At 44.9% G+C, this 15,909-nt stretch carries 11 protein-coding genes; 1 reads left to right on the top strand and 10 read right to left on the bottom strand.

Going from position 1 to position 15,909, the window contains the following annotated elements:
• Positions 1 to 143: 143 nt before the first annotated feature.
• The 7 genes from prpB to L2755_RS18430 all read right to left on the bottom strand — a co-directional run bounded on the left by prpB (position 144) and on the right by L2755_RS18430 (position 8,410).
• Positions 144 to 1,022, bottom strand: a complete 879-nt coding sequence (prpB, locus tag L2755_RS18460) for a methylisocitrate lyase (RefSeq protein ID WP_248982151.1) — start codon at positions 1,020 to 1,022, stop codon at positions 144 to 146.
• A gap of 188 nt (positions 1,023 to 1,210) precedes the next feature.
• Positions 1,211 to 1,870: a GntR family transcriptional regulator gene (locus L2755_RS18455; protein ID WP_248982150.1), complete on the bottom strand. Its 660-nt coding sequence runs from the start codon at positions 1,868 to 1,870 to the stop codon at positions 1,211 to 1,213.
• A gap of 297 nt (positions 1,871 to 2,167) precedes the next feature.
• Complete coding sequence (locus L2755_RS18450; protein WP_283102877.1) at positions 2,168 to 2,605, bottom strand: efflux RND transporter permease subunit; 438 nt, start codon at positions 2,603 to 2,605, stop codon at positions 2,168 to 2,170.
• Between the two features lie 18 nt (positions 2,606 to 2,623).
• Positions 2,624 to 2,776 carry an efflux RND transporter permease subunit gene (locus L2755_RS18445; protein WP_248982149.1) on the bottom strand — a complete coding sequence of 51 codons (153 nt, stop codon included), beginning with the start codon at positions 2,774 to 2,776 and terminating at the stop codon, positions 2,624 to 2,626.
• 37 nt (positions 2,777 to 2,813) lie between these two features.
• Positions 2,814 to 3,950, bottom strand: a complete 1,137-nt coding sequence (locus tag L2755_RS18440; protein WP_248982148.1) for an efflux RND transporter periplasmic adaptor subunit — start codon at positions 3,948 to 3,950, stop codon at positions 2,814 to 2,816.
• A 246-nt stretch (positions 3,951 to 4,196) separates the two neighbouring features.
• Complete coding sequence (locus L2755_RS18435; RefSeq protein WP_283102876.1) at positions 4,197 to 7,280, bottom strand: efflux RND transporter permease subunit; 3,084 nt, start codon at positions 7,278 to 7,280, stop codon at positions 4,197 to 4,199.
• A gap of 26 nt (positions 7,281 to 7,306) precedes the next feature.
• Complete coding sequence (locus tag L2755_RS18430) at positions 7,307 to 8,410, bottom strand: efflux RND transporter periplasmic adaptor subunit (RefSeq protein WP_248982146.1); 1,104 nt, start codon at positions 8,408 to 8,410, stop codon at positions 7,307 to 7,309.
• A gap of 564 nt (positions 8,411 to 8,974) precedes the next feature.
• Between L2755_RS18430 and yegS the strand changes: the two genes are divergently transcribed.
• Positions 8,975 to 9,904 carry a lipid kinase YegS gene (gene yegS / locus L2755_RS18425; protein ID WP_248982145.1) on the top strand — a complete coding sequence of 310 codons (930 nt, stop codon included), beginning with the start codon at positions 8,975 to 8,977 and terminating at the stop codon, positions 9,902 to 9,904.
• 71 nt (positions 9,905 to 9,975) lie between these two features.
• Here the strand turns inward: yegS and L2755_RS18420 are convergent, their stop codons facing one another.
• Genes L2755_RS18420 through L2755_RS18410 form a run of 3 tightly spaced genes read right to left on the bottom strand, consistent with a single transcriptional unit; the run spans position 9,976 to position 15,654 of the window.
• Complete coding sequence (locus L2755_RS18420; RefSeq protein ID WP_248982144.1) at positions 9,976 to 11,454, bottom strand: efflux transporter outer membrane subunit; 1,479 nt, start codon at positions 11,452 to 11,454, stop codon at positions 9,976 to 9,978.
• Between the two features lies 1 nt (position 11,455).
• Entirely contained in the window at positions 11,456 to 14,542 is a 3,087-nt protein-coding gene (locus L2755_RS18415; RefSeq protein WP_248982143.1) for an efflux RND transporter permease subunit, read from the bottom strand.
• An 8-nt stretch (positions 14,543 to 14,550) separates the two neighbouring features.
• Entirely contained in the window at positions 14,551 to 15,654 is a 1,104-nt protein-coding gene (locus tag L2755_RS18410; protein WP_248982142.1) for an efflux RND transporter periplasmic adaptor subunit, read from the bottom strand.
• Positions 15,655 to 15,909: the final 255 nt, after the last annotated feature.

The raw sequence follows: 15,909 nt of genomic DNA, 5'->3' as shown, positions 1-15,909 counted from the left end.
TCTTCCTTCTATTTTTGTTACCCGTCAATTAACGACTGCGGGTATTTATATTTATATCTAACAGCGCTATCCCCTAGCGCTGATGATTTGTAAGGTACTGCGGTAGAACGTATTTCTGTAAAACGAAAAGCTCAAATCTACGACTAAAGGTTTTTACCTTCAGCAAATAGGTTATCTAACTTCTGCTCATAGTCGTGATAGCCCAGGTAGTCGTAGAGATCCATACGCGTTTGCATAGAATCAACCACAGCTTTTTGGTCACCTTGCTCGAGGATAGAGGTGTAAACCATCTCAGCGGCTTTATTCATTGCTCTGAACGCACTTAACGGGTAAAGCACCATAGAGGCGCCCCACTCACCAAGTTGCTCTTTATTCCACAATTCGGTTTGGCCAAACTCGGTAATGTTGGCAAGAATTGGCACATCAAGCGCATCAGCAAAGGCGCGGTAATGCTCTTCGGTTTTAACCGCTTCGGCAAAAATGCCATCAGCACCAGCAACAACATAAGCTTTAGCCCGTGCAATAGCCGCCTCTAAGCCTTCTTGTGCGAATGAGTCAGTACGCGCCATGATGAAAAAATCAGGGTCGGTACGGGCATCTACGGCGGCTTTAATACGGTCAACCATCTCAGTTGTTGAAACAATCTCTTTGTTTGGGCGGTGACCACAGCGCTTTTGCGCCACTTGATCTTCCATATGTACTGCTGCTGCACCGGCTTTTTCCATGTCACGAATGGTCTTAGCAATATTGAATGCGCCGCCCCAACCCGTATCGATGTCAACCAATAAAGGCAGATCGCAAGCAGAAGTAATGCGCTGAACATCAACAATCACATCATTGAGTGAAGTCATGCCCAAATCAGGCAAACCGTAGGATGCATTTGCAACGCCGCCACCGGATAAATAAATAGCCTGATGACCAATCTTCTTAGCCATCATTGCTGAATAGGCATTAATGGTACCGACAATTTGTAGCGGACGATTAGCAACTAATGCCTCGCGAAACTTCTTACCTGCGCTCATTTGCTGTTCCTTTTTTTGGGCTCACACAGCTTGTTTAAATGGCTTGTATAAACAACTTCTATAAGCTCTTTATACAAGCTGGGCACTGTGAAAGTGATAATGTTATTTAACTGTCTATTGATTACGTTTTTATCTGCTAGCGGTTTAATGATTCACTTAAACGATAGCGTTTGTATTTAATTCGCTATTTAGCTTAAAAGCTTGCTCTTGATACTCGATTTTGAATACAAGATATGACGACGCATTAGCATTTCAGCCAGCTCCGCATCTCGATTACAAATCGCTTGTACTATGTGTTTATGTTCATCAAAAGCGGTGGTTACTCGCGGTCCACTCATGCCCAGCTGAACACGATACATGCGCACCAGATGATAAATACCATCGGTAAGTATCGAAATAAGGTGTTTATTTTTACTGCCAACGATAATGCGGTAATGAAAATCGACATCGCCCGCTTCTTGATAATAGCTCTGCCCTGATTGGACTTTTTCGAAATGGGAATTCAGTAGCGATTGCAGATCGGCTATTTCATGATCGGTCATGTTCTGTGCGGCTAAGCGAGCGGCCATGCCTTCGAGTGACTCACGTACCTGATATAGTTCTATTAGCCCCTCAGGTGTCAGGGTCACCACTCTGGCGCCGACATTAGCTTTACGTTCGACTAAATGACTGGCTTCTAAACGATTAATCGCTTCGCGGATCACCGCGCGACTCACGGCATATTTTGTCGACAACTCTGTTTCACTGAGCTTAGATCCCGCCAATATAGCGCCTTCAACAATATCTTTACGAAGTTGAAAAAAGGTCTTATCCGCTGATGTAACGGGCTGTTCAGTGAAAAATGTCATAAACCATCGATGAGTTTTACAAAATAGATTGTCGACAATCTATCGCCATTATGTGACCTAGTCAACACTTTCGCGCAAAATTGTCGACAAAGTAGCAGTAAAGTAATGCGGACAGTTTTTGTACTACAACAAGGGGGAGGCAACTTTTATTGCCATAGAAAACTCACTATCGAAAACAATAACAACGGGCTAAAAAAAGGCCAAACCTCAAAGGTTTGGCCTCAAAATCAACTTGATTAACTCACTAATTCAGCATGTTACCTAGCAGGTCAAGATTCAAATACAAGGGCGAGAATACTAAAGAGTCACCTCCGCATTGTGCTGTTGTGGTTTACATTTTCCCCGCAGCGTTTGCATCGCCACGAAAAATGCAGGCACTAATACCACACCGACAACTGTCGACAATATCATGCCACCGAAGACGGCATAGCCTAATGAATGACGCGACTCAGCGCTGGCACCCGATGCAACAACCAGCGGGAATACGCCCCAGATAAAGGCAAATACTGTCATCAATACCGCTCTAAAGCGCAGTCTTGCAGCTTCTACAGCCGATTCAACGATACCCATACCCTTTTCTTCTCGAAGAGTCTTGGCAAACTCAACAATCAAAATGGCGACCTTGGCCGACATACCAATTAAGATCACCACCCCAATCTGCACATAAAGGTCAAACGGCGTGCCCATCAGCAGTAGCGTACCCATCGCGCCTAAGATCGCGATAGGAACGGCCATTAATACCAAAGGCCACCTTTAAACGGTATGAACCGTCATTACCACGGTGGGTGAAATCTGTGGATACTCCGCAACAGGCATGATCTGTAGCGCGATGATCCCGAGCAAAGTGAGCGTAAGTGAAATCACCAACGCAAACTTGGGTCTGTAGATAAAAAACTTGCTAAGCATGATTGCTAGTTCCTCACTAAATTAAAAAGACTTACTCTTAGTTTGCTTGCGCTATATCGTTAACGGTCACCCCGGCGCGGATTTTTTGTAAGCCTTTAACCACAATTCGCTCGCCCGCTTGCAAGCCTTCAATCACATGTTGATTGATACCATATCGCTGACCGAGTTCGATATAACGAGGGGTAACTACCATTTCTTTGTCTACGACCATGACAAAGTCTCCCGCTTGGTTCTGCTGCAACGCCGATAGAGGCACAAGAACCCCGTTGATTGTTTGGTTAGAGAACTTAACGTTTAGCATGCCGTGCTCGCCAGGGATCAACGAGTAGTCATCATTGTTAAAACTGGCTTGTATATTGATTGAACCGCTATCGGGATTGATCCTGTTGCCAACGGCATAGATCTCGCCCTTTTCTGGATAGATAGAGTTGTCTGATAGTTGCAGCGTTAAGTCTGGATCAACAAGCTGATTTTTAGCCGTGGCCTTATCAACACCGGAACGAATGCGACGGTAAAGCTTTTCATCAATATCAAAATTGAAATGGATTGGATCTACTTGTGCAATTGAAACCAGGCGGTTTTTGACTGCAATGGTGACACGATCGCCGACGCGATATGCACTGAAGCCAGCGCGCCCTGATAACGGAGCGTAGATATAACAAAACCCCAGCTCCAATTCAGCTGAGGTGACTGCTGCCTTCGCCTCTGTCACTAACGCCAATGCGGTGGCGTAGTCGGCGATAGCCGTGTCATATTGCATTTCGCTGATGCTCTTATCTTTAATCAATTTTTTAGCACGTTTTTCGTTACTTGATGCCATGACTACATTCGCTTTTGCCATTGCAAGTGTGGCCTCTGCTGATGTTAACTTTGCCTGGTAAACTCGAGGGTCAATTTGGTAAAGCAGATCACCTTTTTCAACTAAGTCGCCATCTTTAAAATGCACAGCCACTAACTCGCCGCCAACACGAGGGATAATATCGACATCGCTTACTGCAACAGTTCGACCAATAAAATCAAAATAGGGGGTGATTGCAGTCGTTGAAAGGGAAATGGTTTCGACACTAGGTAACGGCTTAGCGGCATCGGGAGATGCCTGTGGTTCAGTGCAACCACTGAGTAGTACGGTGCTAATACCGACAGCGATAAGAGTAAGCGAGTAACAATTTTTCATGACGTACCTTTGGTTCCGCGCTCTAATTTCAATGAGTTAAGAAATTAGCGATTCAACGAGATAATTTGACGTCAATATACTCCCCTCAACAAAAAGGCATACTCGTAACAATACGGGTATATTCGCCTTACAATTTAAATTTAGAAACAACCTAATACAGATCAATAAAACAAATAGAAAACCCACACGCTAACGTTCTAGTGTGTGGGTTAATACCCAAGCTACTTTAACATGGGTATAGGTTATTTACAGAGCACGAACTCGATGAATAACGGTGTACATCACTGGTGTAACAATCAAGGTCAGGATGGTCGCAAAAGTGAGACCTGCCATCATCGCGACCGCCATTGCTTGAAAGAAGCCATCGCTGATCAGTGGGATCATACCCAGTACCGTGGTCACCGCAGCCATGCTTACCGGGCGAACCCTAGAGACTGAAGCGTCGATCACGGCGAGATAATCCTCTTTGCCCTCTTTGATTTGAAGTTTAATCTCTTCCACCAACACGATAGCATTCTTGATCAACATCCCCGTTAAGCTCATAGTGCCAAGCAGCGCCAAGAAGGTAAATGGCATATCAGCAGTATATAGCCCGACAACGACACCAATTATCGCAAATGGCACCACAGTCCAAATGACCGCCGCATCCTTAAATGAGCTGAATAGCAAGACGGTGATCAAAATCATCACCAGATAACCGCCACCGAGTTTCTCACCCAAGGCAACCAGTGCATCTGCTGAGGTTTCATGTTTACCGCCCCAATGCATGCTGTAACCCTCAGGCAGTTCAATCGCTTCCACCTCAGCCATAAATGACTTCTGTACTGCGGCCGTGGTTAAAGACCCCATTTGGTCTTCATCGGTCATCGCCATAATAGTGCGCACTCGGTCGCGGCGCATAATGACTGGATCTTCAAACTCGATATCAAAACGGTGCACGACTTGCGATAAACTGACGTATTCATTTAGTTGATGACTCCAGATCTGCAGTTCCATGACCCCGCCAATATCGGTACGTTCTGCTTCTGGAGGACGCACTACGATGGGCATAAGATCTGAGCCATCGCGATACAAACCGACACTGCGACCAGAGAAGTTGGCTAGTAATACACTATCAACTTGAGACTTACTGATCCCCAATGTTCTCGCGGCTTCTACATTAAATACTGGACGCACGACTTTAGTACGCTCACGCCAGTCATCACGAACAGCCGTTGCCCCTTCGTGCGCCGCCATAATGGTTTTAGCTTGCGCTGACAATACTCTTAATACATCAGGATCTGGACCTTGGAAACGCGCTTCTATTCTTCCATCTGGCGCAGGCCCCATTTCGAACCGTTTGAAGTTATAGTTGGCACCGGCAAAGTGGGTTTCAAGCATGTCACGCACATCGCGCATCACATCGAGAAGTTTATCCATATCTTTTATGGTGACCATCAGGTTACCGTAGTTGTTATAGGTCTTCTCTGGCTTATATGCGAGCATGAACCGCACATGGCCGCCCCCCACACTTGAGGCAACTTGAGTGACCTCGGGGTGCGTTAATACCAACTGTTCCATCGCTTTAATTTCTGCGGCGGTAGCGCGAATATCGGTATTATACGGTAACCAAGTATCGACCATAAACTTAGGTAGGTTCATTGGCGGGAAGAATTCATTCTTCAACATGCCAAAGCCCTTAACTGATCCCAGCAATAGGATAACCAATAACAGCATGGTCATCTTTCTATGGCGTATACAGCCTTTTAAAAATCGTCTATAAGAGGTAAATACTATCCCTTTATAAGGGTCTGACTCTTCGCCTTCAGCGGCCGGTTTTACATTTTTAAAGAACATAGCCGACAAAAATGGCGTCGTTGTAATGGCCGTGATCCAGCTTAATGTAAGCGAGATTAATACCACCCAAAATAGCGTACCGACCAATTCACCAGAAATATCCTCCGATAGACCAATCGGCGCAAAGGCTGTCACGGCAATAACGGTTGCGCCCAATAATGGCCACTTTGTTTGTTCAACAATATCAATGGCGGCACGGAAACGGTTTTTACCGCGCTGCATGCCAATTAAGATCCCTTCAACCACCACAATGGCATTATCAACTAACATACCCAGCGCAATAATAAGTGCGCCCAGAGAGATACGTTGTAAGTCGATACCCAACTGTTCCATAAAGATAAAGGTACCCGTCACCGATAGGATCAATACAATCCCGATGATGATGCCACTCTTTAGGCCCATCGCCAGCAGTAGCACGGCGATAACAATAACCACCGCTTCAACCAGACTCCAGACGAAACCATCGACAGATTTTTCAACTTGCACCGGTTGGTTATAGATGTTTTCCATCTCTATACCAATCGGTTGCTTGTTGAGCATGCTATCGATGTGTTGTTGCACTCGAGCGCCAACTTCAATCACATTTTCGCCTGGCATAAATGACACACCAAACTCCAGTGCGGGCAATCCATTCATTGACATCAGTTTGCTGGGGACTTCGATATAGCCCTGTTTTATTTCAGCAACATCGCCTAACAAGATCCGAGCATCAGAGCCCACAGGGCTTATCACCAAATCTCTTAACTCAGAGATATCCTGAAATTCTCCCGTTGGATAGAGTCTCACCGTATCATCTTGGATCCGTATACGACCCGCATTTGAGACTGAGTTTTGCTGTTGTAACAAAGCGGCGATGTGGTCTATTGGGATGTTTAACGCTGAAATTTTGCTGTTAGAGATCTCAACAAACACTTGTTGCTGCTGAACGCCGCCGATCACAACCTTGCTAACGCCATCTAAGGTGACAACATCACGTCTAAGTTGGTCGGCAAAGCGCTCAACTTCCGCCATTTCATAGCCGTCGCCGGTTATCCCCCAGATCATGCCGTAAACATCACCGAAATCGTCATTAACCATCGGCTCACTTGCCCCCGGAGGCAAGGTTCTTAAATCCCCGATCTTGCGACGTACTTCATCCCAGATCTGTGGCAGGTGAAGGCTGGTATATTCAGACTCCATCATCACATCCACCTGCGACAAGCCTGCGGTGCTGACCGATTTAATCCACTTAACTGACGGTAGTTGTTGCAGTGCATTTTCAATGAGTAAGGTCACCTCCTCTTCCACCTGCTCAGGAGAAGCTCCAGGGTATGAAGTGACAATGATGGCAGAGCGTGGGGTAAACTCAGGATCTTCTAATCGGCCAAGATCTTTAAAAGCCAGGATCCCGCCAACAAGCAACACCATAATGATCAACCAACTCACCACAGAGTTGCGCATCGAATAGCCCGCAATACCGCCGTTACGGCACTCATCTTCTACGTTTTCAGGCATAGACTGCTCTTTTGAAACAGAAGTCATTATATGCCTCGCTCACGCTTAAGTTCTTTAACTTGCTGGTTTTCAGCAATAAGGTAAGTCCCCGCCGTAACCACTTTTTCGCCGATTTCTAAGCCAGAATCAATGACTGCACCCGCCGACAATAGCCGCAATACTGACACTTCACGTAGATGTGTCTTATAACGACTATCAACCACCCAAACGTATTTACCACCATCGGCGAGTTTATTAGTTTCAGGGCTAAACAAGGCACTCATTGGCACAATCACCAAGTTGCTCATTGAATCATTTTCATTGCCTAAAACGGTATTTACATTGGCGCTCATACCGGGCAATACACGCATATCAGCTGGTGCTTTGACAGACAATGTCACTCTAAAGCTCAATGCGCCTAGGCTGGTTGATTTACGCATCTCTTTAAACGTGGCGTTAAGCGGCTTATTAGGATAGCTATCGAGTACCACTTGGGTGGTCAATAATTTGAATTGCTCAGGATCAAACTGATTGAGTAGCTTTTCAGGTAGATCAAATTGAATGTCACTCACACTATCATTTTGGAATTCGATGATAGCGCGTGTCGCTGCGATATGATCATGATTTTCACTGTGGATTTTTGCCACTATGCCATCATAAGGAGCGTATATTTTAGTATATTTAAGGTTTTGACTGGCGCGATCGAATTGTGCCTTAGCCATCAACATCTCAGCCCGAGAAGTATCAAATTCTGATTTAGTAGCTAAGCCTTTGGGGACTAAGGTTGAATTACGATCATGCTGAGATACAGCAAGTTCATGCTTAGCCTTAGCATTGTCCAGCAAAATATTAAAATCGGTAGGGTCCAATGCAGCGATTAAACTCCCTTGTTTAACTCTATCGCCTTCAATAACGAAATGTTCAATGATCTGGCCCGATACTCTAAACGCAAGATCGGTACTCGCATTCGCTGCAACTTGGGCTGGGAATGAGCGTTGCACGCTAGCAGCCGCACTTTCTACCGTCGCTATTTTGACAGGCCTAACCGTTGGCTTAATTGGCTGTTCTGCTTGTTGTTCGGCGCAACCGATAAGTGAAGCGGTAGAAAGAACCAATGTTATTAATAACATTGGTTTAGATAGCATTGTCATAAGTACTCCGTAAGAATGAAATCCATACACCGTAAATGCAAATAGAAAGGTTCAATTGATAAGTATCAATTGAAATATTCTTTTAAAAGCGACGTTTAGAGTCACGTTGAAGTAACTTATGTTGTCGTTAGAGTTTGGCAAATACGAGTCACAAATAAATAATGGCGCGATATTATCAAGTTATTATGTAAGAGGCCTCTTATTACGACACACAATGACAATAACAGGAGGTTTTACTAGTCGGTATATGTTTAACATTACTAGGCAAGTAATTATCTTTTTTCGAAATAAAGTCCAGATCCCTAAACTCGATATATTTTTAATGATAATAGTCACGAGTTATATTTATATAATAGAAACTCGTCTCTATCATTAAATAAAAACCACGTTGATTTATTCTTTATTTTTATAAAACAACTGCAATCTAAACGTCCGGTTACGGTTAAGTGATACCAAGTAGCCAGATAAATGATTGGGTTACTCTCGCCGTAAATAATGCTGCTGATATGCTAGACTAATCAACATAATCGCGCTTTATAGAGCAAGAAAGAGGTGACGAGCACTATGGTAATGTTGATCCTTAATGGAAAAAAAGCAGGTTTACCGTTAATAAGACAAACCGTGCAGATGTTAAGACAAAAAGGGCATTTAATAGAAGTCCGCTGCACTTGGGAAGCGGGTGATATAGCACGTTTTGTTAGAGAGGCCAGCGGCAGCAACATAAGCAGGATCATCGCTGGCGGAGGCGATGGCACCGTTAATGAATTAGTTGATGCCATTGCGAACTTAAAGCAGACAGAGCCGACACTGGTAAATCTGCTTGATGACATTGAAATTGCCATTTTGCCTTTAGGCACTGCCAATGATTTTGCCACGGCTTGCCTTATTCCAACCGAAATTGGAGCAGCGCTAACCTTAGCAATATCAGGTAGTGCCCATAAAGTGGATATGGCACAAGCCAATGACCGCTATTTTATCAATGTTGCCTCAGCAGGTTTTGGTGCGCAAATAACTGTCGAGACCCCAGTCGAACTTAAAGATCTGTTAGGCGGCCAAGCCTATTTCATTTCAGGTTTAGTTCAAGCACTTAACTTCACTCCGTATCAAGGAAAAATAACTGCCATATTGGCTGATGGTCAATTAGTCGAACAACAAGGTGCCGGGTTACTGGGTGCTATTTGTAATGGAAGGCTTGCAGGCGGTGGGCAAAAACTGGCAGAAAATGCTTTGCTCAATGACGGCCTACTCGATGTACTTTTAGTCAAACACTTTCCCAGTTCTGCAGTAAAGCAGGTGATTAATGAACTGATCGACACCAACTTAAATGGCGAATACGTAAGCCGTATGCAGGTGCAAAGTATTACCTTAGAATCTACTCAACCCCTGCCGGTAAACCTCGATGGTGAACCCACTTCACATCTCGTACATCATTTTTCGGTGATGCCAAATGCAATTAATTTAGTGCTACCACAAGGTTCGCCAATCTTAGGCTGATAGATTAAATGTTTAATTTTCCAAAAAAAAGCAGCACTAAGTGCTGCTTTTTGCTATCAATTTATAGGATTCTATTCGTTAGCTGAAACGTTTTCTACTTGCCAATTACCACCGAGTGCTTTATGTAGCCCAATGGTCATATGCGCAGTTTGTAACTTTGCCGCAACCACACGATCTTTAATCATATTTTCCTGTCGCTGAGCGTCGAGAATTGACAAATAATCACTCAAGCCTGCTTGGTAAAGTGATTTGGCTTTATTGACCGCATAGGTCGTTTCGGCTTCAGCTTCGCTGACAAGTTGTACATACTGCTGACTGTAACCGTAGCCCTGCAATAACGTTTCAACTTCACCAAAAGCAGCGATGACCGCATGTTGATAGCTGAGAACACTTGAATCAAAACGCGCTTCTTGCATTTCAACGATGGCATCTCCGCGGCCACCATCAAATACATTCCAGCTTACGCCAATACTGCCCGCCCACGTGATAGAGTCACTGCTGAATAGGTCGTCAAAGTCCTTAGCTAACACTCCGGGCGCGCCCGTTAAGAAGACTTTTGGGTATTGCGCGGCGATTGCAGCTGCACGCTCTTCATTTAACGCCGCCATTTCTCGTTCGGCAATTCTGATATCGGGTCTACGATTGAGTAGATCTGACGGAAGCCCTGTAGGGATCACGCCGTTAAAGCTTGGAAGTGGCATCGCTTGACTAAAACGCTGCTCACCCTGCTTTGGCGTTTCACCCAGCAAAATAGCTAAACGCTGTTTGTGGGCATTTTCCGCAATACTAAGTTGAGGTATTACAGACTTAGTTGCGGCTAACATCGCTTTTGCACGGGCTTCATCGAGTTTTGAGCCGTAACCGCTTTTCACCATCAAGCGTACTAGCTCTAATGTTCGCTGTTGATCTTCAATCGTGTGCAGTGCTATCTGTTTACGCTCTTGTGCACCGCGCATTTGCAGATAGTTATGGATCACATCAGAGGTGATCAAGGTGGTTAGCCCTTCACGCATAATGACCATTTGTTCCTTACGGATTGTTGCAGCATTTATCTGTCTGTCAATTCTGCCAAACAGATCCGCTTCCCAAGCAATGGTGGCTCCCGCAAAAAAGGCGCTGTTGTTATCATCAACTAAGCCTAAATCATCGCCTGTCGCGGGGTTTTTAGCGGTGATCGCTCCACCGAGTAATGGGTCATTTTCACTGATTTGGTAGTTTCCAAAACCTGCCCCTAAATTAACCGTCGGCACTTTGAATGACTCAATAGCGGCTTGATACGACTGCGCCATTCTAATGCGTTGTGCAGCTATCTTTAACGGAATAGCTTGGTTTTGCGCATCAATCACCAACTGATTTAGGATTGGGTCGTTAAACTGCGTCCACCATGCATTTGCATTTGCACTATTTCGCTCACCAGCGACGGTACCCGCAGTATCTTGATACAAGTATTCAGTGTCTAAATTAGTGCTAGGCGCCTGATAATCAGGGCCTACCGCACAGCCAGTCATGAGCATCGCGATAACTATTGGTGTTATTTTAAAAAGATTCATATTATTTTTGCTCCACTGTTGCTGTGGTTAATAGAGTATCTTGTGCTTGAGTCTCTTGCGCCATGGCTTGGTCAGCATTGCGGTAAAACAAGCAATAGAATGCCGGCATAATGAACAGCGATAGCAAGGTAGCAGCGGCTAGTCCGCCAATGATCGTGGCTGCCATTTGATCAAACAATTGATCGCTGAGTAAGGGGATCATCCCAAGCGCCGTGGTTAATGCTCCCATAGAAATGGCCATGGTTCTATTCAAGGTTGCCGCTTTTACCGCTTCTTTTACCGGTATTTTCTTGGCCCGCTCATGCTCGATTTGGTCCATCAACACGATGCCATTCTTAATGATCATTCCCGACAACGTAATGGCACCAATCAACGCCATAAACCCAAAAGGCTTATCTAATAACAACAGTGTCCACGTTGCACCAATCGCCGCTAATGGCAAGGTGATCAATATGATCAATGGCTGCTTAAAACCGTTAAACATGGCGACCATTATCACCACCATCATCAACAATGCTTTAGGCATTTGGCTTAAAGTGTCAGTAATGGCCCGATTTTCGTCGTAATATTCCCCCCCCCAAGCTAAGGCGTAACCCGGCGGCAGAGTAATGGCTTCGATATCATCTTTAATTAGATTTCTCACCTGCGCAGGCGTTGCATCAAACACGTCAGCTTGAACTGTAATGGCTGGCACACGGTCACGACGCCAGATCATACTTTCCTCAGACTTTAACTCGAAACGCTCAACAACCTGTCCTAACGGTACACTGTGGACTCCTAGTAGTGATTTCACCGGCAAGGTATCGATATTGCTCAAGTCTGCATTAGCAATTCTAAAGCTAATCGGGATCATCTGATCACCTTGGTTTAGCGTGCCAAGTGTAACCCCTTCTGTCGCTCGTTTGATTGCTAAGGAAATATCGGTACGGTTAATACCCGCGCGCCTTGCTTGCTCCTGATTAATAACAGGTTCGATAACTTTACTTTGCTGGCGCCAGTCGTCACGGACAGACTTGGTATTGCTATTGGCCTGCATGATGACTTGCGCCTCATCGGATAGTCGATGCAGCACTTGTGGATCAGGGCCTGAAAAACGCGCTTCAATACTAAACTTGTCCTTAGTCGCGAGTTTTAACGCTCTAAAACGTGGCTCAGAATTTGGGAAGTTTTGTGCAAGCCACACTTCAGCACGTTTTGTTAAAGGCTCAATGCCATCGTAGTCAGCAACGTTAATAACGATTTGACCATAGCTAGTATCGTAGGGTTCAGGCTCGACGGTCACGGAAAATCGAGGAGCGCTGGCGCCGACAAAACTTGATATGGTGGTTATCTCAGGTTGCTGCATTAGCCAGCCTTCAATCTTTTTCATGTCTGTTGATGTTTCTGCAATGTCACCACCGTTCGGTAGCCAGTAATCGAGGAACACCATAGGTCTGTCAGAGCTTGGAATAAAATTGACCGCAACATAGGGAACAGCCAAAGCTGTGACCAACATCAGTGGAATAACCATAGAGATCGCTTTAACAGGATTCATTACCGTCCAGTTAACGGCTAACTGGTAACGACTGGTTTTCTTATTCTGTTGGCCTTTTTCAAGGTCTGGCTTTATCCATAACCAGCAAAGTAGTGGCGTCAATGTGACCGCGACAATCCAAGAGAAAAGTAGCGACGAACAGATAATGAGAAATACTGAAGCGGCAAACTCGCCTGAATCCGTTTGCGAGAAGACCACAGGGCTTGAGCCCATAATTGCAATAACCGTTGCTGCCAGTAACGGTTTAGAGGTTTCTTTAACCGACTCTATAGCGGCTTTGGTACGCTCAACGCCTTTATTGAGTTTCACAATAAACAGGTCAGTGATAACAATGGCATTATCCACTAACATACCCAGTGCCAGTACAAATGAACCCAAGGACACGCGCTGTAGATCAACACCTGCAACGTACATATAGATGAATGTCAGTAAAATGGTAAACAGCAGGCTACTACCGACAATTGTGGCACTCTTAAAGCCCATGAAGATAAGCAATACCACAAAAACAATCGCGACACTTTCTAGCAAATTCATCACGAAATCTTCAATCGATTTAGCGACTTCATCAGGCTGAAATGCGATGGTGCCAATATTGATCCCAAGCGGTAACTCTTGCTGATAATCGGCAATAATCTGTGTCATGGTATCGCCAAGGCTTACCACGTTGATGCCCTTCACCGGGCTCACTGCCAATGTGACAGCAGTCTTGCCATTAAAACGGCTGATGGTCGTCGCTGGCGTTTTATACGCCAAACTAACATCGGCAATATCACCTAGTCTCAGTAAACCAGAGCTGTTGCTGCCAAAACCGCCTTTAAGGGTAAAGTTTTTAATATCATCAATTGATTTAAACGCACTACCTTGGTCAATTCGAATACGCTCACCCGCAGCTTCATAACTGCCGCTGTCGTATGTCAGGTTTTGTGTGGTGAGCTGATTGATCACTTGCGCTGTTGAGATCCCATATTGCGCAATGCGCTCTTCTGGCAGATCAACATACACGGCCTGGCTTTGCACACCATGCAGTTCAATTTTTTTAATGCCATCCACCGTTTTTAATCTGCGTTGCAGCTCTTTGGCGTATTGACGCAACTCTTCCGGCTCTGCATTTTCGCCATAAACACTGAACAGCATGCCGTAAACTTCAGAGAACTCATCTTGAACTATGCTAATTTGCGCAGTTGTAGGCAGCGTTAATTTCACATCATTCACTTTGCGGCGCAGTAGATCCCATTGTTGCGGTAGTTCATCTGAATTAGTTGTCTCTTTGAGATCGATAAAGATCATCGAGCTACCAGGACGTGATAAAGAGCGCAGTTTCCACATTGCTCCCATCTCTTGCAGTTTCGTTTCGACTTTATCGGTGACCTGCTCCTCAACTTCTTTGGCAGAGGCGCCAGGGTAAAGTACTACAACCACGGCACTTTTGACGGTAAATGACGGATCTTCCAGCTTACCTAATTCAAAATAGGAGATAATCCCAACAATGATGCAGAGCACACTAAAGAAGAGTACAAACAGTCTTTGTCGTATTGCAAATTCAGCTAAATTCATAACGCCTCCTAGTAACTAAATGCTTTTAAAGTTGTGTTTGCAACTGTTTGAGAAGGCTCAAGATAATGAACTCCCGCCGTGACAACGGCGTCACCTGCATGCAAGTTGCCGCTGATACAGACACGATTGCTGTGCATTGAGTCAATGTTTACCCTTTGTTGACTGATAGCCTTATCTTTAACGAGATAAACACTTTGGCTATCCCCTTCGCCTTTAAGCGCCGCAAAAGGCACACAAAAGCTGGTTTTAGCGTCATTAATTTCAACAGCCACAATCACAGCCTTGCCGGATAGCGCATCCGCTTGTTGCTCTATAACAAATTGAACTTCATAGGTTTGCTTGATGGGATCGACTAATGTAGTCATTTCGGTGAGCTTGGCTTGCAGCGGTTTGTCATTGCCATACCAGCTAATATTGGCTTGCTGACCAATGGCTAACTTACTCATTAGATTCTCGGGGACATCAATCAGGGCTTTAAGTTTATTGGGTTGATGTAGCGAAAACAGGCTAACACCTGCTGATGTTTGTTCGAAGGTTTGTTGATGTTTTGATCCGATAATGCCGCTAAAAGGTGCTTTAAGTTCCGTATAATCAAGCGCATCTTGGGCTTTCTGTAGATTCTGGCCGACCACATCAACCATGGCTAGGCTGCGCTTAAAGCCGCTTTGAGCTCGGTCCAAATTTACTTTTGAAATAGCATCATCAGCAATGGCCTGTTTAACGCGACTCAGCTCAACTTTTGCAAGATGGTGCGCGGCGTTGGCTTCGGCTAAGCGTGCTTGTAGTTCGAGAACATTGACTTGATAATCGTGGGGTTCCAGCCTCGCCAATACCTGCCCTTTGTCGACGCTATCGCCAGTTTTCACCAAAATGGCTTCGATAGTACCTGGCACTTTAAACGCTAAGTTTGCAGTTTGGGTCGCTTCCAGTACACCTGAAAATTGTTTTATGCTGGCTTGTTTAGTGGTTTCTAACGTCATAATTTGAACTGGACGTTCAACTTTGGCGGGATCCGCTATAGATTGTGCAGGAGCCTGACTACACGCTGTTAAAACGAAGAATGCAACAGGGGAAATAGCAAATTTTGCCAGGTTAGAACGTGAGATCATCATCTCTCTCCAAATAGAATTATTGGGAGAGAGTCTAATCCTTTAAATTAGTAAGATAATCAGGCTCTAGTGCACAACACTGTCACGAATTTCATTACAAACCAGCCCTTTCTGGGATCTCTTGTAATAAAAAATCAATCAATAGCCGTGTTGGTAAACTTATGCCCTTTCTATCGGGGTAGATCAACCAAACATCTTCTTTCTTAGATTCGTATTCGGGTAAAATCCGTACTAATTGCTTGCTTTCAATCGCCGCTA

This window comes from Shewanella abyssi (assembly GCF_023284025.1).
GTDB lineage: Bacteria > Pseudomonadota > Gammaproteobacteria > Enterobacterales > Shewanellaceae > Shewanella > Shewanella abyssi.
This window is presented reverse-complemented; position numbering and strand designations above follow the sequence as displayed.